Consider the following 18,909-nt stretch of genomic DNA (forward strand, 5'->3'; position numbering starts at 1 on the left):
CGAGGTTGGAACCGCCCCCATGAACGGCATCGTCGCGCTCGCGCTCCGGCAACGGCCCCTCGTCATCCTCGCTTTCGTGCTGTTCGTGGTCGGCGGCTTGGCCGCCTTCCAGAACCTCAACATTGAGGCCTATCCCGACCCGACCCCGCCAATGGTCGATGTCGTGACCCAGACCGACGGCCTCTCGGCCGAGGAGATCGAGCGCTACGTCACGATCCCGATCGAGCGGATCACCTCGGGCATGCCGAACCTCAAACAGGTTCGCACCATCTCGCTCTACGGCCTGTCCGACGTGAAGCTGCAGTTCGGCTTCGAGTTCGACTACCTCCAGGCCGAGCAGCAGGTCTTGAACCGCCTGCAGCAGCTCGATCCGCTGCCGGCCGGCGCCAAGCCCACCATCTCGCCGATCAGCCCAATCGGCGAGATCTTCCGCTACAAGCTCACGGCGCCGCCGGGTTACAGCGTGCTCGACCTGCGCACGCTTCAGGAATGGGTGCTGAAGAAGCGCTTCCGCGCGGTGCCCGGCGTGATCGACGCCATCGGCTGGGGCGGCAAGACCAAGACCATTGAGCTCTCGGTCGATCTCGACCGGCTGATGGCCTACGGCCTCTCCCTCGCCAACGTGGTCAAGACCCTCAACGACAGCAACCTCAATGTCGGCGGCAACCGCGTCGCCATCGGCGGCCAGTCGGCGGTGGTGCGCGCGGTCGGCCTGATCCGCGACATCGACGATATCAACGGCACGGTGCTGACTCAGGTCGGCGGCGCGCCGGTGCTGGTCAAGGACGTGGCCACCGTCACCATCGGCCACCAGCCGCGGCTCGGCATCGCCGGGATGAACGACGAGGACGACATCGTCCAGGGCATCGTCCTGATGCGCCGCGGTGAGAAGTCGACGCCCTCGATCGAAGCCGTAAAAGTGGAGGTCGCCAAGATCGAGGCCGCCGGCATCCTGCCGCCGGGCGTCAAGATCGAGCGCATCTACGACCGCGCCGACCTGATCGCGGTCACCACCCACACCGTGCTGCACAACATGGTGGTGGGCATCCTGCTGATCCTCGCGATCCAGTGGCTGTTCCTCGGCAACCTGCGCTCGGCCTTGATCGTCGTGGCGACGATCCCGTTCGCCCTGTTCTTCGCCGTCGTCATCCTCGTGGCGCGCGATGAATCCGCCAACCTGCTCTCGGTCGGCGCGCTCGATTTCGGCCTGATCGTCGATGGCACCGTCATCATGGTCGAGGCGATCTTCCGGCGCCTGTCGGGCCACGGCATCCCCGGCTACCCGCCGCCGGGGCTCGACGCGAAATCGGGCCGCATCGCGCTCGCGGCCAGCGATGTCAGCCGATCGATCTTCTTTGCCGCGGCGATCATCGTCACCGGCTTCCTGCCGCTCTTCACGCTCACCGGCGTCGAGGGCCACATCTTCGGGCCGATGGCGACGACCTACGCCTACGCCCTGCTCGGCGGCCTCATCGCCACCTTCACCGTCACGCCCGCGCTCGCCGCCTACCTTCTCCCCGCGCATATCGAGGAGAAGGAGACGATCCTCGTGCGCGCCCTCGACTGGATGTACCGCCCGGCGGTGCGCGCGGCGCTCGGCGCCCGGCTCGTCACGGTGGCCTGCGTCGCGCTGATCGCGGTCGGCGTCGGGCTGGCTGCGCGCAATCTCGGCTCGGAGTTCCTGCCGAAGCTCGAAGAGGGCAATCTCTGGGTCCGCGCCACCATGCCGGCGACGATCTCGCTGCGGGAGAGCAACGGCTACGTCAACGAGATGCGCAAGATCATCGCCTCGCTGCCCGAGGTCGAGCGCGTGGTCTCGCAGCACGGGCGCCCGGACGACGGCACCGACGCGGCCGGCTTCTTCAACGCCGAGTTCTTCGCGCCGATGAAGCCGCTCGAACAGTGGCGCCCCGGCGTGGACAAGGAGAAGCTCACCGAGGAGATGCTGCACAAGCTTCAGGCCGCCTTCCCCGGCGTCGACTTCAACCTGTCGCAATACCTTCAGGACAACGTCGCCGAGGCGGTCTCCGGCATCAAGGGCGAGAACTCGTTCAAGATCTTCGGCAACGACCTGCAGAAGCTCACCGACAGCGCGAAAAGCGTGATGAAGGTGCTCTCCACGGTCCGCGGCGTCGAGGATCTGGCGGTGTTCCAGTCGCTCGGCCAGCCGACCATCGAGATCGACGTGGACCGGGTGCGCGCCGCCCGCTACGGCCTGACGCCGGGCGACATCAACACCACGGTGCGCACCGCCATCGGCGGCGACTCGGCCGGCGACCTCTACGATCCCGGCTCCGAGCGGCACTACCCGATCATGGTGCGCCTCCAGCCCCAGTTCCGCCAGAGCATCGAGGCGATCGCCAACCTGCGCATCGCCGGCCAGAGCCCGGCCAACGGCGCGCCGGTGCAGTTCCCCCTGAGCGCGGTGGCGCGGGTCGAGCTCGTCTCCGGCCCCGCCTACATCTATCGCGAGGCGCAGGAGCGCTACCTGCCGGTGAAGTTCTCCGTGCGCGGACGCGACCTCGGCAGCACCATCGAGGAGGCGCGCGCCCGCGTCGCCAACGAGGTGACGCTGCCGCCGGGCTATCGGCTGGAGCTGGTCGGCGAGTTCAACAACATGAAGGGCGCGATCGCCCGCCTCTCCGTGACCGTGCCGATCGCGGTCGGCATCATCGCGATCCTGCTGTTCATGAACTTCTCGTCCGTGGTGGATTCGCTGCTCGCGCTCAGCGTGATCCCGATGGCGATGGCCGGCGGCATCCTGGCGCTCTCGCTGACCGGCACCTCGTTCAGCGTCTCGGCGGCGATCGGCTTCATCGCGCTGCTCGGCATTGCGGTGATGGACGGCATCATCGTGCTGTCCTTCTACAACGACCTCCTCGCCTCAGGCGTGCAGCGCGTGCCGGCGATGCTGCGCACCTGCTACACGCAGATGCGCCCCGTGGTGATGACCTGCGTCGTGGCCGGCGTCGGCCTTCTGCCCGCAGCCTTCTCCACCGGCGTCGGCTCGCAGGTGCAGAAGCCGCTGGCGCTGGTGGTGGTGGGCGGCATGGCGCTGGCGCCCCTGCTGATCCTGCTCGTGCTGCCGGTGCTGATCCTCACCTTCTCGCGCCGCAAGCCCGCCGCGCATTCCGAGGCGTCGGACCGGGTCGCGGCCGCGCAGGCGCATTCGCCCGCAGAGGCGCATTGAGGAGCGTCAGCGCCCCTCGTACGAGATCCGACGGATTGCTTCGCATAAGCCGATTTCGCAGGCCGCTCGGGCGCTGCGCGAGCTTGCAGAGACGGCTGACCGCTTTGACCGAGCGGTAAGCCGTCTCACCCCCGTCGCGTCGAGCCCCGCAGCACCGCCCGCCCGCTCAGCGTCACCTCGCGCACCGGCTGGTCCGGATGTGCGGTCCGTTCGAACAACAGGCGCATCGCCTGGGCGCCGATCTCGGCCACCGGCTGCTCGATCACGGTGAGGCCGGGCTCGAAGCCCAACAAAAAGCGGCGCGCCTAGGGGGCGCGCCGGCTGAGGTAACTCGCGGTCTCAGGAACGAGTCGTTGTACTTTATCCAATATACCAGAGCGTGTCTGTGCTCTTCCGGTAACAGATTCTCTCCTGCTCACACTTTTGTGAGAAACAGGTGACACCGGCAGGTACGCGTCACCGCTTCGCCAGGGCGTCGGCGAAGGCGACGATGCGGTTGCGGGCGTAGGTCGGCACGCCAGCGCTGATCGAGGTGCCGGTGTTGAACGAGGAATTGCCCATCAGCACCTGCACCGGCAGCAGGTTCTTCAGCACCGGCACGCGGGCATATTCCTGCTTGCGCTCCAGCACGTCGGCCTTGATGGCCAGGGCCATGTAGGTCGTCACCACGGTCCGGTTCGGATCGTCGGGGGCCGGCTGCATCACCGCCAGGAACTTGCCGAAGCGCAGGATCTGATTGACCCAGAAGATCGTCTGTTCGAGCCCACCCGCCACGGGCGTGTCGATCTTCGTGAGCGCCGCAAGACCCGCCGCCTCGGCCGGCGGCAGCACCCGCAGCTCGCTCTGGAACGAGACGAACTCCGCGACCTTCTTCGAGCTGCCGAGTTCCAGCTTGTTGGCGAGCTTCACGCCGAGCGGCAGCTTGCCCTCGAGATCGTAGCGCGACTCGATGCACACGCCGCCCGCCCCGCACCAGGGCCGGTCAGGGCGCTTGGCAAAGGCAGCGGCCGGGTCCTTGGTCGGCGTCACCTCCGCCGGTTCGAGCCGCTTGTGGCGAATCACCGGGTCCATCTTGGCCAGGAAGTCGAGATTGGCGAAGGCCGACAGGTCGATGGCGGAGGGCGGCTTGGCCACGACGAAGCGGCCTTCCGCGACGTAGACCTTCAGGGTCTCGTGGCGCGGCTTGGCGACGCCGTTCACCGTCTGGGTGTAGTCGGGCTCGGTATAGCCGGGCCAGGGGCTCAGCGCCGCGGCCTCGGCGGCCCGTGCCTTGCGCCACGCGTCGAAGGCGATCAGCCCGCTCTCTGGATTGGTCGAAGCCGCCTCGCGGTGGTCGCTGAACAGCACCGTGCCGGGCTTGAGGCTCGCGGCGTCGCCGGGCGTCAGGGCCGGCACGTCCTTGACCCGGTCGGAGACCAGGGCAGCGGGTTTGGGAAGATCCTTGGGGAGATCCTTGGGAAGATCTTTCGCCACCTCCTGCGCCTGGGCCGGCACGGCCAGCGCGAGCGCGACGACAAGGGCGGCCGGAAACTGCCTGGGCAAAGCGGACCTCGAAGGAGTCGATGAGGGAAGGCGTCGAAGGGCGCAGCTTCAGTAGCCCGGGTCGTCGCCGAACAGGTAGTCGGGATCGCGGCGGCGCTGGCGCGTGCGGGTGTCGCCTTCGTCGTCGAAGGGCGAGCCGAACGGCACCGGGTTGACCTGCCCGTAGCGGTCGCGGCCGGGCCAAGCCTGCGGCTCCTCCCGGCGGTCGCGGCGCAGGCCCCAAGGGTCGGCTGTCCGGCCGGAATCGGTCTCGGCGCTGCGCCGCTGCGCGAACGGGTCTTCGGTGGACCGGCGCCCGCCCGGCAGGTTGCCGAAGAGGTCGCCGGCCACGTCCGCCCCGTCCTCGGCGTTGGCGTAATCGCCGTCCTCCGCATCGGGACGCATGGCGTAGAGCGTGTCGCGGGGCACCAGCGCGTATTGCGTGTCGGCGACCTGCCCCCCCTTGAGGCGGAAATGCTCGATGAAGCCGCCGCCCGCGACGCGCTGGCCGCTCCTCGGCTCGATCGGCAGGTCGGCGATCAGCGCCTTCGCTTCCGGAGAGGGGGGCGCCAGCGGCGTGCGGGCCACGCCGTTGGCCCAGGCCGCCTGGAAGATCGCCCGCGCGATCGGCACCGAGACGTGGCCGCCGGTCTGCCCGCGGCCGAGCGTGCGGCGCACGCCGTCGGCATTGTCGTACCCGGCCCAGACCACAACGGTGATCTCGTTCGAGAAGCCGGCAAACCACGCGTCGTTCTCGTTCTCCGAGGTGCCGGTCTTGCCGGCCACATAGGCCGAGATGCCGGAGAGCGCGGCCGCGGTGCCGTGCTGGGTCACGCCCTGGAGCATGGTCTTGAGCTGGTAGAACGCGACCCGGTCGGCCGAGCCGATCCGCACCGGCGCCTTGTCGGGATGGCGGTAGAGCGGTTTGCCGTCGCGCTCGACCGCTTCCAGGGCGTAGGCGCTCGGGCGCGCGCCCTCGTTGGCGATCGCCGCGTAGAAGCTCGCCAGATCGATCATCCGCACCGGCTGGGCGCCGAGCACGAAGGGATAGTAGCGCTCGCACTCGGCGTAGAGCTGGGCCTCCAGCGCGATGTCGCAGACCCGCTGGAGGCTGTCGGGCGCCTTGGCCGCGATGCCGCCCTGAAGCAGGCGGGCCGTGACGAGGTTCTTCGAGAATTCGAGCCCGCGCCGGATCGTCGTCGCCCCGGAGCCGCCGCCATCGTAGTTCTTGGGCGACCAGGAATCGCCGACCCCGCCGATCGGCGGCAGGGTCACGGCGGAATCCATCACCAGGGTGTTGGGCTGGAGCCCGGCGTTCAGCGCGGCGAGGTAGGTCAACGGCTTCAGAGTCGAGCCCGGCTGGCGCACGGCCTGCGTCACCCGGTTGAGCTGGCTCAGCGGATAGGAGAAGCCCCCGCTCATCGCCAGGATCTTGCCCGTGCGGTTCTCCAAGACGATGGCCGCGCCCTGGACAGTGGGGCGCACGCGCAGCTCGGCGCGGAGGCTGCCTTTGCCCTCGCGCAGGCGCACCCGGACGGCATCGTACACTTGAAGCTTTCCGCGCGCGGGGCCGGGCTCCAGGCTCGCGACCCGGCCGTCGGGCAGGCCGACCTTGGTGCCGTTCTTGCCCGTCTGGAGCACCACCGCGAGCGGCCAGCGTACGTCGTAGAGCGGCGGCCGGGCGGAGACGAGCGCGCGCTGCCAAGCGGGCTGGACGGTGGGCTTGGCCGGCGCCTTCGCCACGGCCGCCTTCCGCACGCCCTTCTTCGCCTCGGGCGCGGGCGCCGGCTCGGCGACGGGCTCCGGCGCGGGCGCGGCGGCCTCGATGCGCTTGATCGCCTCGGACAGGTTCAGTTCCGGCCCCTCGTAGCGGGCGCGGCCGGTGCCGCGCTCGTAGGCCGCCAGACCCTCCTGCAGTGCCGCTTCGAGCGCGCTTTGCAGGCCGGCATTCACCGTGGCGCGCACGGTGTAGCTCGCGTTGGTGAGCGTTTCGAGCCCGGCGAAGGTGCGCGTCTCGCGGGCCACGTGATCGACGAGATAGAAGCCGGAATCCTGGCGCGCGGCATCCGGCGGCTTGATGCCGAGATCGGAGGCCAGCGCCGCATTCATCTGCGCTTCGGTGATCGTGCCCTCTTCCTTCATCCGGCTCAGCACGTAGGCGCGCCGCTCCCGCGCCCGCTCCGGATATTTGTCGGGGCTGTAATAGTTCGGGCCCTTCGGCAGGCCGGCGAGCAACGCGGCCTCGGGCAGCGTCAGCGCGCCGACCGACTTCCCGAACCAAGAGCGCGCCGCCATTTCGATGCCGTAGGCGCCGCGGCCGAGATAGATCCCGTTGAGGTAGAGCCCGAGGATCTGCGGCTTGGTCTGGAGCCGCTCCAGCCGCGAGGCCACGATCATCTCGCGGATCTTGCGCTCGTAGGTGACGTCGTCGCCGACCGAGAGGTTCTTCACCACCTGCTGCGTGATGGTCGAGCCGCCTGCCGGGCGCCCCGGCGAGGCGAGGTTGCCGACGAAGGCGCGGATCACCCCGCGCTCGTCGATGCCATGGTGCTGGTAGAAGCGCTTGTCCTCGGCCGCGACGAAGGCCTTTTGCACGAGGTCGGGCACGCCCTCGATCGGCACGACGAGGCGGCGCCCATGCGTCTCAAAGGTCTCGGAATAGGGCTTGCCCGCCGCATCCAGGATCACGCTGGCGCTGGGAAGCTTGATGTCGCGCAGGGCCTCGGCCGAGGGCAGGTCCTTCACGGCGTTGTTGTAGAAGGCGATCACCGCCGCCGCCTCGAAAGGCGAATTGGCCGGGTTCTCGCCCTTACAGAATTGCTTGTAGCTCGTGTTCAGCTCGGCGATGTCGAGCCCGTGCAGGATCTTGGGCGCGTTGTCGCCCGCCACCGCGCTCGGATCCTCCATGGCGGTGGAGATCAGCTCGTCGAGATTGATGTCCTCGATGTCGAAGGACTTGCGCATGTGGGCGCAGCCATCGCGCAGGATCGCAACGACCTGCCCGCCATCCTTGGCCGGGTCGAACTGGGTCCGCACCGCGTCGGGCCGCGTCGTGACCTGGGACAGGGTCAGCGCGGTCGCGAACAGCTTGATCAGGATGGCGTTCATCGAGCGGTTGAGGTCCCCGGCCGGCACGCGACGAAGAGCGTACCAGGGCCGATCAAGCGGCGCACAACGCGGCTGATTTATGGACAGGCTCGCCCGGACGCCACGGGGCGGGGATGCGCCGCCGTCGGGTGTGGACGCCAGCCCCTCCAACGAAAAAGGGGCGACCGCTTCGCGCGATCGCCCCCGAAACCCACCCGCCTGCGACGATCGATGCCGATCAGCGCAGGAGCTGGAGGATGCCCTGCTGCGCCTGGTTGGCGAGCGACAGCGCCGAGATGCCCAGCGACTGACGGGTCGAGAGCGCCTGGGAGTTCGCCGCCTCCTCGTTGAGGTCGGCGTTGGTCAGGTTCGAGGCGCCGGTATCAAGGATGTTGACGAGCCGCTTGGTGAAGTCCTGCCGGTTCTGCACCACGGAGAGGTTCGAGCCGAAGGTCGAGCTCGCCGAGCGCAGGGTGTCGGAGCCTGAAGTCAGCTTGGTCAGCGTGCCCTTGATGTCGGTGTCGAGCAGGAAGTTGCCCTGGCCGTTCGCCGTCGCACCCGAGTTGCCGGTGATCGAGGTCAGGCTCAGGCCGTCGGCCGTCAGATCCTTGCCCTGGACGTCGAGATTGGCGGTGTCGCGCTCGTTGAAGGTAATGTGCAGCTTGTTCGATGGGTCACTGTTACTGATCAGATTCACGCCGTTGAAGCTCGAATCCTTGGCCAGCTGCGTAATCTGGATCAACAAACTGTTGTACTGCTCGGCCAGCTTCGCACGCGTCTCCACGCCTGAGATGGTCAGGTTGGCGCTGTTGCTCGCGACCGTGTTGCCGGTGCCGTACTTGTCGGCTGTGGCGCTACCCGTGCCGGCGGCAAAGCCTAGAGCCGTCTGGCCGGTCGTGGTCGCGAACTCGACCGCCGAACTGGCATTCAGCACGATCTTCTTGCCGGTCGTGTCCTTGGAGAACATCGTCGAGCCGGCCGCCGTGTTGAGCGCGGTGATGGCCGCATCGATCGTCGAGCTAGTGGCGATGGTCGCCGTCTTGGTCGCGCCGTTGACGAAGAAGTTGACGGAAGTCGACGTCGTGGTGCTGGCGGCAAAGTCGGTGGCTGCGGTGCCGGTCGTGGTGATCTGCGTCGACAGCGCCTGGTTGGCGGTGGACTTGGCCGAGTCGATCAGCTTCTGGATCGAGGTGATGCCCTGGTTGGCCGCCTGGATCGTCTGGATGCCGTTCGAAATCGAGTCGAGCAGCGAATTGAGATCGCCCGATCGGCTGTTGAAAGATTGCGCGGTGAAGAAGTTCACCGGGTTATCGAGGGCCGACGAGACCTTCAATCCCGTTGCCAGCCGGTTCTGGGTGGTGGCCGTCAGAGCCGAGGTGTCCTGCAGCGAGAGCAGGTTCTGACGAGTGGCGGCGGAAAGCGTGACGCTTGAAGACATGGGTAACAACCCCGTTCAGATCGATACCGATCCGGCATTAGGGTTAATTCACCACGCCCAGGGTTTCTTTAGCGTTAACGATCTCTTCTCGGCCAGATAATTTTCGAGTTTGGAATGAGGAGACGGTCGGAACAAGGTCCCGACCGTCTCTTTTGCTGGTGTGGTACGTCTCAGAGAACGCGATCAGCGCAGGAGCTGAAGGATGCTCTGCTGCGCCTGGTTGGCGAGCGAGAGCGCCGAGATGCCCAGCGACTGACGGGTCGAGAGCGCCTGGGAGTTGGCCGCTTCCAGGTTGAGGTCGGCGTTGGTCAGGTTCGCCGCACCGGTATCGAGCACGTTGATCAGGTTCTTCGAGAAGCTCTGCCGGTTCTGCACCACGGAGAGGTTCGAGCCGAAGGTCGAGCTCGCCGTACGCAGGGTATCGGAGCCTGAAGTCAGCTTGGTCAGAGTGCCCTTGATGTCCGTGTCGAGCAGGAAGTTGCCCTGGCCATTCGCCGTCGCACCCGAGTTGCCGGTGATCGAGGTCAGCTTAAGGCCGTCGGCCGTCAGATCCTTGCCCTGGACGTCGAGGTTCGAGGTGTCCTTCTCGTTGAAGGCGATGTGCAGCTTGTTCGAGGGGTCACCGTTGCTGATCAGATTCGTGCCGTTGAAGCTCGAATCCTTGGCCAGTTGCGTGATCTGGGTCAGCAGGCTGTTGTACTGCTCGGCCAGCTTCGCACGCGTCTCCACGCCTGAGATGGTCAGGTTGGCGCTGTTGCCCGCGACCGTGTTGCCGGTGCCGTACTTATCGGCCGTGGCGGTGCCCGTGCCGGCGTCAAAGCCCAGAGCCGTCTGACTGCCCGTCGTCGCGAACTCGACCGCCGAGCTGGCGTTCAGCACGATCTTCTTGCCGGTCGTGTCCTTGGAGAACATCGTCGAGCCGGCCGCCGTGTTGAGCGAAGTGATAGCCGCGTCGATCGTCGAGCTGGTGGCGATGGTCGCCGTCTTGCTTGTGCCGTTGACGAAGAAGCTGACGGTCGTCGCCGACGTGGTGCTGGCGGCAAAGTCGGTGGCTGCGGTGCCGGTCGTGGTGATCTGCGTCGACAGCGCCTGGTTGGCGGTGGACTTGGCCGAGTCGATCAGCTTCTGGATCGAGGTGATGCCCTGGTTGGCGGCCTGGATCGCCTGGACGCCGTTCGAGATGCCGTCGAGCAGGCCACCCAGATCAGTCGAGCGGTTCGACAGGTTCTGCGCGGTGAAGAAGTTGACGGGGCTATCGAGGGCGGAAGAAACCTTGAGGCCGGTGGCAAGGCGGTTCTGGGTGGTGGCCGTCAGGGCCGAGGTGTCCTGCAGCGAGAGCAGGTTCTGACGGGTGGCGGACGAAAGCGTGATGCCGGAGGACATGGGGGCGATCCTTGTGGGTCTTGATACCGCCTTTTTGGCGACACCCTGACACTCCACCCCGCGCCTTGCCGAGACCTTAATCCAACCGTCCGATTCCGCCGCTTTCGCCCGTCAAACGCAAGATTCGCGCAAAGCCTTGCCTTCGTGGTTAAGAGAACATCACGACCTTTGCTTCGCTTCGTCCCACCAAGGAACTGTCCACCATGGCCCTGCGCATCGAGCTCAAGCCCCAGGAGCGGCTGATCATCAACGGCGCGCTGATCCGCAACGGCGACCGCCGCTCGACCTTCGTGATCGAGAACCAGTGCAAATTCCTGCGCGAGAGCGAGATCATCACCGAGACCGAGGCCGACACCGCCGCCAAGCGCCTCTGCGTGACGCTCCAGTTCATCTATCTCGCCGACAACCCGCCTGAGGCCGAGGATCTGTTCGTGCGCCAGGCCACGGAGATCATGAAGGCTTCGCCGAGCATGGCGCCCTACATCCTCGCCATTCAGGACGAACTCTCGGCGCGCCAGTATCACCGCGCGATCAAGCGCGGGCGCGAATTGATCGCCTACGAGCGCCAGCTCCTCGACCATCTCGAAGCGAGCCGGGATGCGGATGCGCATCAGGGCTGAGCGGCCGAGGTCGGCGCGGGAGCCCGAAGCCTCGTCCTGAAACGAGGATCCAGGACGAGGCTTTCGCTGGGCCGGGGATCGCCCCGCCCCCGCGGCCTCACACGATGCCGCTCTTCTCGTAGGGCCAGGGCTTGCCGAGATGGGCGGCGACCCGGGCGGCATCGGAACCCACCGCCTCGACCGCCGCCTGCACCTGCTCCGCCGGCACCTCGAACCGGCGCGCCCAGTAGGCGCGGTCCCGCGGGGCGTCGAGAACCACCTGGGCGGGATCGCCGCTCACCGCATGTCCGACGTCGGACGCTTCCTGCACCATGCCCCTGTCCTCCCGATCGCGCCCGCACGAAGAAGCGGGCCAAAGGGGGCAAACCGGCGGGCGGGGCAGGATGGTTCCGCCGAGGCTCGTCCGCTCATGCCTCGCGCGGGGCCGATGCCGGCCGCAGGCGTGCCGGCGCGGCCGGTGCCGGTGCGATGTGGAAGGCGGCCGGGCGCCGGAACAGGAAATTCAGGCGGGTGCCGCGTACCAGCCGCTCGAAGGCCAGCGGCACCGTCACCGCCGCCACGGTGACGACGAGGCTCGCGAGCCCGACATCGAGGGCGAGATCGGGCTGGGCGTCATTGAACCGGGCGATCAGGGTGCGGGTGAGCGCCATCGGCAGGAAGAAGCCGAGATAGATCACGATGGAGCGCTCGCCGCAGGCGCGCAGCGCCGCGGTGACGGGGCCGCCCGCACGGGTCATCAGCCCGGCAAAGGCGACGATGGCGAGCGCGCCGACCGTGCCGAGCGCCAGGCTGACCACCGGCAGGCGTGCGAGCGTCGGCAGCGCCTCGATTCCTGTCGGCGTGAACACGAACACGGCCTCCAGCACGGCCCACAGGGCGAGACCCGCGACCGCGAGGCCGGCCCGCTCGCGCACCTGGTCGGCGAAGCGGAAGATCCACTCGGCGAAGAGGGTGCCGCCCAGGAAGTAGACGTAGCGCTCGCAGAACTCGTCCAAGAGTTCCGGCAGGCCGCTCGTCGGCAGGATCTGCAGCACGGCCGCCGCGACCAGCAGCAGGGCCGGCGGCACCCGGCGGTGGAGCAGCTTCGTCACCACCGAGAACACCGCGAGCAGGTAGACGAACCACAGCGTCGAGTAGGGCACCACCAGCGCCTCCGCGAGGTGCAGGCCGAAGGCAGCGAGTTTCTCCGCGCTCCCGTCCGCCCCGCCGACGATCGAGCCGGCCTTGAACAGCGACTGGATCACCACCCACAGCCCGTAGAAATAGGCGAAGTGGACCACGCGCCGGTCCGCGAACAGCCGCCAGTCGCGGTCGATCACCCGGCCGAGGAAGAGCCCCGAGAGCAGGAAGAAGTCGGGGATCCGGAACGGTTTGGCGAATTCGACGACCGTATGCAGGAAGCCCTCGCCGCCCAGGGCCTCGCCGGTGCCGAGCGTCGAGTGCATCATCACGACGAGAATGATGCAAAGGCCCTTGGCGACATCGACCCAGGCGAGCCGGGCGGCCTCTTCGGGAAGCGGGCGAAGGGGGCGGGTGGCCGCGGTGGACGCTATGGAGGGCGCTGCGGTCATGGCGGGCGGACCTGGTGCGGGCGGGATCGAGCCCTGATGGTGGCGCCGAAGCGTTAAGCGCCCGCGATCACGGCCCGGAGATCTCGCCATGCGGTTAATACCGCAGCAACACGGCCGGGCATTTCCCACCGGTTGCCACGCCCTCGGCTGAAACGCCGTATTCGCCCCCGGCAAACCTGCGGATGCAGTAACACGCAGAGGCCGTTCACCATCCGGCCGGGTCGCCGTCGCGGCGCAACGCTTTCATCAGGCTCTGCAAGCAGTGTTCCGGCCGAAGAGCAAGAGGACGGGTGGGGGAAGTCATGCACATCGTGTCGGGCAGCGAGGGGGAGCAGACCGTCCAACTTTCGGAGATTCTCGGCGCCCTGAGCCACGCCCTCGATCTGACGGAGGGCCAACCCGTCGGGCATTGCGTGCGCGCGACCTGGATCGGCTTCCATATCGGCCGGCAGATGGGCCTGCCCGAGCTGCAACTCTGGGAACTCTACCACACCGTGATGCTGAAGGATCTCGGCTGCTCCAGCAATGCCGCGCGCATCTGTGAACTCTACCTGTCGGACGACCTGAGCTTCAAGCGCGATTTCAAGACGGTCAGCGACAGCCTGCCGAAGGTTCTGGGCTTCGTCTTCTCGCATACGGGCCTCAAGGCCGGCTTGGCCGACCGTTTCCGGGCGGTGCTCAACATCCTGCAGAACGGGGGTACGATCGTCGACGAACTGATCCAGACCCGGTGTCAGCGCGGCGCCGAGATCGCCCGGCAGTTGCGCTTCCCGGCCAGCGTCTGCGAAGCCATCCACGCCCTCGACGAGCACTGGAACGGCGGCGGCCGGCCCGATCGGCTCGCCGGTCCCGCGATCCCGCTCTATGCCCGCGTGGCGCTGCTCGCCCAGGTGGTCGACGTCTTCCACGCCTCCGCCGGCCGCGCGGCGGCCCTGGCCGAGGTGCGGGCGCGCGCCGGCACATGGTTCGATCCGCAGATCGTGGCTTGCTTCGAGGCGGCCGCGGCCGCCCCCGGCTTCTGGCAGACCCTGGCCTCCGACGGAGTCGAGGCGGCGGTGTTCGCGCTGGCGCCCCGCAGCCCGATCGTGGTGGACGAAGACTACCTCGATGACATCGCCCGCGCCTTCGCGCAGATCATCGATGCCAAGAGCCCGTTCACCTCGGGCCATTCGGAGCGCGTCGCGGTCTATGCCGACATGGTCGCCGCCGAACTCGGCTACACGCCGGAGCGCCGACGCTGGCTGAAGCGGGCCGCGCTGCTGCACGATGTCGGCAAGCTCGGGGTCTCGAACGCGATCCTCGACAAGAACGGCAAGCTGGACGAGGCAGAGTGGCAGGACATGCGCAACCACGCCTCGATGTCGGAGACGATCCTGACGCGGGTGGCCGCCTTCCACGAGATCGCCCGGATCGGGGGCGGCCATCACGAGCGGCTCGACGGAAGGGGCTATCCCCGCGGGCTGAAGGGCGAGGCGATCGCGCCCGAGACACGGATCGTCTCGGTCGCCGACGTGTTCGACGCCCTGACCGCGGACCGGCCTTACCGGAAGGCCATGCCCGTGGAGAAGGCGCTCGCCATCATGCGCGGCGATGTCGGCACCGCCTTCGATCCGGACTGCTTCGCGGCGCTGGAACGCGCCATCGCCGGGCTCGACACGGAATTGGCGCCGACGCACGAGGCGGCATAGGGCGACACGCACGGCTCATCCGAGATCACTCGCGAGGTCACTCGGGCACCCCGCCGGAACATCGGAGCCGGCGATGCCCGCTCGGCCGAGTGGGTCTCGCCCTACCGCCGCACGCCCCCGTCGCCACGCCGGTCGCGGGTCTTGCGCGTCGGGGCGTGGAAATCGTCGGGCTTGCCGCGCACCCAGTCGAGGAAGCGGGCGATCTCGGGATCGGCGCGCAGCGCCTCGACCTCGGCGAGCCGCCGGGCGATCTCGGCCTCGCTGTAGCGAGCATGGATCGCCGAGTGGCAGATCTGATGGAGCCGCACGGTCGCCCCGTGGGCGCCGCCCTTCATCTTCGGCGTGAGGTGATGCAGGCTCTGACGCGCATGGGCCGGAATCGGCCGCTCGCAGAGCGGGCAGACCGGCGTGGCCGCCGGCTTCGGTCCGTGCGTCTCGGGATCCGCGTCGCGCCAGCGACGGGCGCGCCGCCCCACCACCGCGTGTCTCCGTTCAGTGGCCCGGTCGTGCCGGGCGCCAGGGAAACGGACGGGAAGCCGCACGGCTCCCGCCGGGGCCCCGCGTCACGTGCGCCGGCTTGATCGCGCGCAGCGCCTTGTTGCGGCAAACGGTGCAGGCTACGCCCGAAGCTCAGACGGCGACACGGGTGGGCGGCATGAAGCGGACAACCATCGATTCCAAGCTCTCCGTAGCCGGCCAGCCGAGCCTCGGGGAGATCGAGGCGCTCGGGGCCGAGGGCGTGCGCCTCCTCATCAACAACCGTCCCGATGGCGAGGAGCCGGGCCAGCCCGGCGCGGCAGCCGAGCGCGCGGCGGCGGAGGCGGCGGGCCTGCGCTACCTCGATCTGCCGGTGACCGGCCCCACCCTCACCCGCGAGGCGGTGGAGCGCTTCCACGCGGCGGTCGAGGCGGCACCGGGCCCGGTCGTCGCCCATTGCCGCAGCGGCACGCGCTCGCTGACGCTCTGGGTGATCGGCGAAGTGCTCGCCGGACGCCTGGGCCGGGACGAGGTGGCGGCCTACGGCGCCCGCCACGGCTACGACCTCTCGGGCGCCGAGCGCTGGCTCGACGCGAATGCGGGCTGAGTGACGAGCCTCGTCCCGAAAGGTGGTTGCCGGGTTTCGGGATGATGCGGAATCGAAAACGGAGAGCGGCGTCCTCGACCTGACATCCAGGGCGACGCTCTGGCGACGCTCTCTTGCGCTACGCCCCCGGCATGGTGAGGATCAGCGGACCGTTGCGCGTGGCGACGGCGGTGTGCTCGTACTGGACCGTGAGGGCGCGCGGCCGGCTGTAGAGGGTCCAGGGATCGTCGCCGTCCTCAGCGAAATCCGCGCCCAGCGACAGGAACGGCTCGACGGTCAAGACCATGCCGTCGCGCATGATCCGGCGCTCGGACGGATCGGGCCAGGTCGCGATCTCGGTCGGCTCCTCGTGCAGCGACAGGCCCACGCCGTGGCTCGCGAGGTTGCGCACCAGCGTGTAGCCGTTCTTGTGCGCGAAGGTGCCCACCGCCCGGCCTATCCCTGAGAGCGGCTTGCCGGCGCCGACTTGACGCAGGCCCGCCCACATCGCCCGGCGTCCGTCCTTGCACAGCCGCTCGACCGCGCGCGTCACCGGCGGCACGGCGAAGGAGGCGCCCGTATCGGCAAAGTAGCCGTCCCGCTGCGCCGAGACGTCGATATTGACCAAATCCCCCGGCGCGATCCGGCGCGCGCCGGGGATGCCGTGGGCGATTTCCTCGTTGACGCTGATGCAGGTCGCGCCCGGAAAGGCGTAGACCGCCTCCGGCGCCGAGCGCGCGCCGGCCGCCTCCAGGAAGGCCCGCCCGACGTCGTCGAGTTCGCGCGTGGTCATGCCGGGCTCGATCGCCCGGCCCATCACGGCCAGCGTATCGGCCACGATGCGGCCGATCTGCTTCAGCCTCGCCAACTCGTCGTCGTTCGACACCGTCATGTCGCGTCCTTTCGCGCCGTCGGGGTCCGGCATCCCCGTCCCGGCCTTCGCAGAGAAGCCTAAGCTCCCGTCGGACAGTTCTGCCATCTTCGGGCGATCCCGCGAAGCCATCGGCGTGGCGCGGGCCGTCGCCATGCTTGCATGAGAGCGGGCGCTTCCCTGGTTGAAATGCGAGGGGGCACGCCGCGTCAGTCGAGCCGGGACACGGCAGAGCCTCCGATCACGCGTGGGATCGCTGGAAACGCCACGAAAGGTTCCTGGCGCAGAATCCGAGAACCCCGCAGATGTCGCTTCCCGCATCCAATCCTGATGCCGGGGCCCGCGAATTCAGGAGCGAGCAAGCGGCGTACCGAGCGGCAAGATCGCCGCTATCGACTCCCACCGAAGCGGCTTGGATACGCACATCATCCGCAAACGATCCGACGGACCTGAAGACGGACACTTGCGAATTGGCTTCATGCCCCAGCCCTCTATCACGAAGCGGGGAACAGGCAGCTCTAAGTTGCGTTGCACAACCGATGGGACGCGTGTGCCCGGCCCGATCCGGCCGCTGCGCCGCCATCGCCGACCTTGCCCGACTGTGCCCAACCTTGCCGGAGGAGCGTAAGATGGCTGGAACGCCCGAGACATCCGGAGCAACCCATCCGTCCGGCTCGCCGCCGACCGGATCGGACCGCCTCGACGCGATGAGCGCCGTCCTGGCCCGCAACTGGTGGCTCGTGGCCCTGCGCGGGGCGCTGGCCATCCTGTTCGGAGCGATCGCCTTCGTGGCGCCGGGGGCCTTCGTGCTCTCGCTGGTGCTGTTCTTCGCGGCCTACATGCTGGTCGACGGCTTCTTCGGCATCGCCGCGGCGGTGCGGGCGGCACGGCAACACGAGTGCTGGGGCTTCCTGCTGCTCGAGGGTCTGCTCGACATCGTGGTCGGTGTCGCGGCGTTTCTGGTGCCGGCCGCCGCCGTCTGGGCCTTCGTGCTTCTCGTGGCCGCCTGGGCCCTGCTCTCGGGCGGGCTGATGATCGCGGCGGCCTTCCGCCTCCATCCGCATTACGGGCGTTGGTGGCTGGGCCTCGGCGGCGCCGTCTCGGTGCTGTTCGGGATCGCGCTTCTGATCAATCCCGGCATGTCGGCTTTGGTGCTGACGTGGTGGCTCGGCGCCTACGCGGTGGCCTTCGGCGTGATGCTGCTGATCCTCGGCTTCCGCCTGCGCTCCCATCACACGGCGCCGGCGCGGCCGCTCTCCGAGAGCGGCCACGCCAGAACCTCAAGCTAAACGGTGTCCGGGCCGCCTGAGGCGGGCCGGATCGTCACTGGCCGGCAATCGCCGGCCCGGCGGCGCTGTTGCGCCGAACGAGGACGCGGTTCGGAACCTGTTCCCCCTTATCCGGCCGCCAGAGCGGCACGAGGAAGCGCAGCCAAGCGCGCGTCTCCTCGCCACCGAGATTGCGCTGGGCGATGTCGCGGGTGACGAAGGACTGGACCGTGAACTTATCGAACGCGTAGGCGACGAGCGGGCCCATGGCGACCTGTCCGCCGGGCCGGTAGCCCCGCCGGTTCGTCGGCAGGTCGGTCGAGCCGAAGGCGACGGCACCGAACGACCATTTGCCGAACCGCTTGGTCGCGGTCAGGTCGAGGTTGAGGTAGTCGGAATAGTGCACGTTGGTCGGCGAATTCTCTGCCAGCATCGTGCCGTAATGGAGGTTGGCCGTCACGTTCCAGCCATCGCCGACATAGCTGATCGCAAAGCGCTGCGCGATCGAGGCCGACCGGAGTGCCAGAAGCGTATCGCTGGGCCAGAAGCCGCCGAGGAAGTAGCTGACGCCGAGGTTGTCGTTGATCTTCCAGGCGATCTGGGCCGTCGTCAGCGGCTGATAGAGGCCTGCCTGCCACGGACCTCCCTGCGGGCTGGCCGCGTTGAACGGAAACGACTGAAGGAACCGCAACTGTCCGCCCAGCACCTTCCAGGGCGTCGCCCAGAGGAAGACGACGAGGTTGTTGTTGCCCTGGTTGTCCCGCGGCTGCGTGCTGCGCTCGGCGAAGCTCGTCGTGAGGGCCATCTGAACGCCCTCCGGAACCTGCCAGCCCGTCGGAAGGCCGACGGTGATGCCGGGCAAGGCGGCGGAGCGGGCCAGGGCCGAGGAAGACGCCCCAGCCAGGCAAGCACCCGCTACGCAAACAGACGTGACGACCTGTGCGGCGCGGCGCACTTTCTGTCCGAATTTCAAGTCGATTCCCCCGGAACTCGCGCCTGAACCGCCGTCCTCGACTCGGCACGCTTTGCTCGTTGAGCCACCTTCATGGAGGGTCGACCCAGGGGGGAGAAGCCGAGCTTCAGCTGATCAATTGATAAAACTCGAGACTTGTTACAAGTTTAATCCAAAAACAACAGACTAAAAATATCTGCGTTCCGTCAAAAAATGCGGGATTAAAAATCCTCTTCGCACAAATCCACATTTCAAGC

Annotated in this window: 15 protein-coding genes; 5 read left to right on the top strand and 10 right to left on the bottom strand. The window is 68.0% G+C overall.

Annotated features, from left to right (window positions below; genetic code table 11):
• Positions 1-19 precede the first annotated feature (19 nt).
• Positions 20-3,190 (top strand): efflux RND transporter permease subunit, encoded by a 3,171-nt coding sequence (locus tag OVA30_RS02325; RefSeq protein ID WP_268174474.1) that lies wholly within the window; start codon positions 20-22, stop codon positions 3,188-3,190.
• A gap of 125 nt (positions 3,191-3,315) precedes the next feature.
• Here the strand turns inward: OVA30_RS02325 and OVA30_RS02330 are convergent, their stop codons facing one another.
• The 5 genes from OVA30_RS02330 to OVA30_RS02350 all read right to left on the bottom strand — a co-directional run bounded on the left by OVA30_RS02330 (position 3,316) and on the right by OVA30_RS02350 (position 10,619).
• Positions 3,316-3,480, bottom strand: coding sequence for a substrate-binding domain-containing protein (locus OVA30_RS02330; RefSeq protein WP_268174475.1), 165 nt, complete (start codon positions 3,478-3,480; stop codon positions 3,316-3,318).
• 166 nt (positions 3,481-3,646) lie between these two features.
• The gene (locus OVA30_RS02335; RefSeq protein WP_082291026.1) at positions 3,647-4,732 is read right to left on the bottom strand and encodes a hypothetical protein; all 1,086 of its coding nucleotides are present in this window, start codon (positions 4,730-4,732) and stop codon (positions 3,647-3,649) included.
• 48 nt (positions 4,733-4,780) lie between these two features.
• Complete coding sequence (locus OVA30_RS02340; protein ID WP_268174476.1) at positions 4,781-7,819, bottom strand: penicillin-binding protein 1A; 3,039 nt, start codon at positions 7,817-7,819, stop codon at positions 4,781-4,783.
• A gap of 217 nt (positions 7,820-8,036) precedes the next feature.
• Positions 8,037-9,236, bottom strand: a complete 1,200-nt coding sequence (locus OVA30_RS02345) for a flagellin N-terminal helical domain-containing protein (RefSeq protein ID WP_268174477.1) — start codon at positions 9,234-9,236, stop codon at positions 8,037-8,039.
• A 183-nt stretch (positions 9,237-9,419) separates the two neighbouring features.
• Positions 9,420-10,619, bottom strand: coding sequence for a flagellin N-terminal helical domain-containing protein (locus OVA30_RS02350; protein ID WP_003600419.1), 1,200 nt, complete (start codon positions 10,617-10,619; stop codon positions 9,420-9,422).
• 203 nt (positions 10,620-10,822) lie between these two features.
• Here OVA30_RS02350 and OVA30_RS02355 point away from each other — a divergent pair, with 203 nt between their 5' ends.
• Positions 10,823-11,239 (top strand): flagellar biosynthesis repressor FlbT, encoded by a 417-nt coding sequence (locus OVA30_RS02355; RefSeq protein ID WP_003600422.1) that lies wholly within the window; start codon positions 10,823-10,825, stop codon positions 11,237-11,239.
• A 97-nt stretch (positions 11,240-11,336) separates the two neighbouring features.
• Here the strand turns inward: OVA30_RS02355 and OVA30_RS02360 are convergent, their stop codons facing one another.
• Both OVA30_RS02360 and OVA30_RS02365 read right to left on the bottom strand, forming a co-directional pair.
• Positions 11,337-11,552, bottom strand: a complete 216-nt coding sequence (locus OVA30_RS02360) for a DUF3606 domain-containing protein (protein ID WP_012252891.1) — start codon at positions 11,550-11,552, stop codon at positions 11,337-11,339.
• Positions 11,553-11,646: 94 nt separating this feature from the next.
• Positions 11,647-12,810 (bottom strand): acyltransferase family protein, encoded by a 1,164-nt coding sequence (locus OVA30_RS02365; RefSeq protein WP_268174478.1) that lies wholly within the window; start codon positions 12,808-12,810, stop codon positions 11,647-11,649.
• Positions 12,811-13,112: 302 nt separating this feature from the next.
• Between OVA30_RS02365 and OVA30_RS02370 the strand changes: the two genes are divergently transcribed.
• Positions 13,113-14,498: an HD-GYP domain-containing protein gene (locus tag OVA30_RS02370; RefSeq protein WP_268174479.1), complete on the top strand. Its 1,386-nt coding sequence runs from the start codon at positions 13,113-13,115 to the stop codon at positions 14,496-14,498.
• 101 nt (positions 14,499-14,599) lie between these two features.
• On the opposite strand, the gene OVA30_RS02375 is transcribed toward OVA30_RS02370, so the two are convergent.
• On the bottom strand, positions 14,600-14,977 hold the full coding sequence (locus OVA30_RS02375; protein WP_003600426.1) for a restriction endonuclease: 378 nt from the start codon (positions 14,975-14,977) through the stop codon (positions 14,600-14,602).
• Positions 14,978-15,153: 176 nt separating this feature from the next.
• Between OVA30_RS02375 and OVA30_RS02380 the strand changes: the two genes are divergently transcribed.
• Positions 15,154-15,582 (top strand): TIGR01244 family sulfur transferase, encoded by a 429-nt coding sequence (locus tag OVA30_RS02380; RefSeq protein ID WP_012252894.1) that lies wholly within the window; start codon positions 15,154-15,156, stop codon positions 15,580-15,582.
• 118 nt (positions 15,583-15,700) lie between these two features.
• Here the strand turns inward: OVA30_RS02380 and map are convergent, their stop codons facing one another.
• Positions 15,701-16,453, bottom strand: coding sequence for a type I methionyl aminopeptidase (map, locus tag OVA30_RS02385; RefSeq protein WP_268177445.1), 753 nt, complete (start codon positions 16,451-16,453; stop codon positions 15,701-15,703).
• Positions 16,454-17,061: 608 nt separating this feature from the next.
• Here map and OVA30_RS02390 point away from each other — a divergent pair.
• Entirely contained in the window at positions 17,062-17,721 is a 660-nt protein-coding gene (locus OVA30_RS02390; RefSeq protein ID WP_268174480.1) for an HdeD family acid-resistance protein, read from the top strand.
• Between the two features lie 34 nt (positions 17,722-17,755).
• Here the strand turns inward: OVA30_RS02390 and OVA30_RS02395 are convergent, their stop codons facing one another.
• Entirely contained in the window at positions 17,756-18,673 is a 918-nt protein-coding gene (locus tag OVA30_RS02395) for a transporter (protein ID WP_015950169.1), read from the bottom strand.
• Between the last annotated feature and the right edge of the window lie 236 nt (positions 18,674-18,909).

Source organism: Methylorubrum sp. SL192 (assembly GCF_026672325.1).
Classification (GTDB): domain Bacteria; phylum Pseudomonadota; class Alphaproteobacteria; order Rhizobiales; family Beijerinckiaceae; genus Methylobacterium; species Methylobacterium extorquens.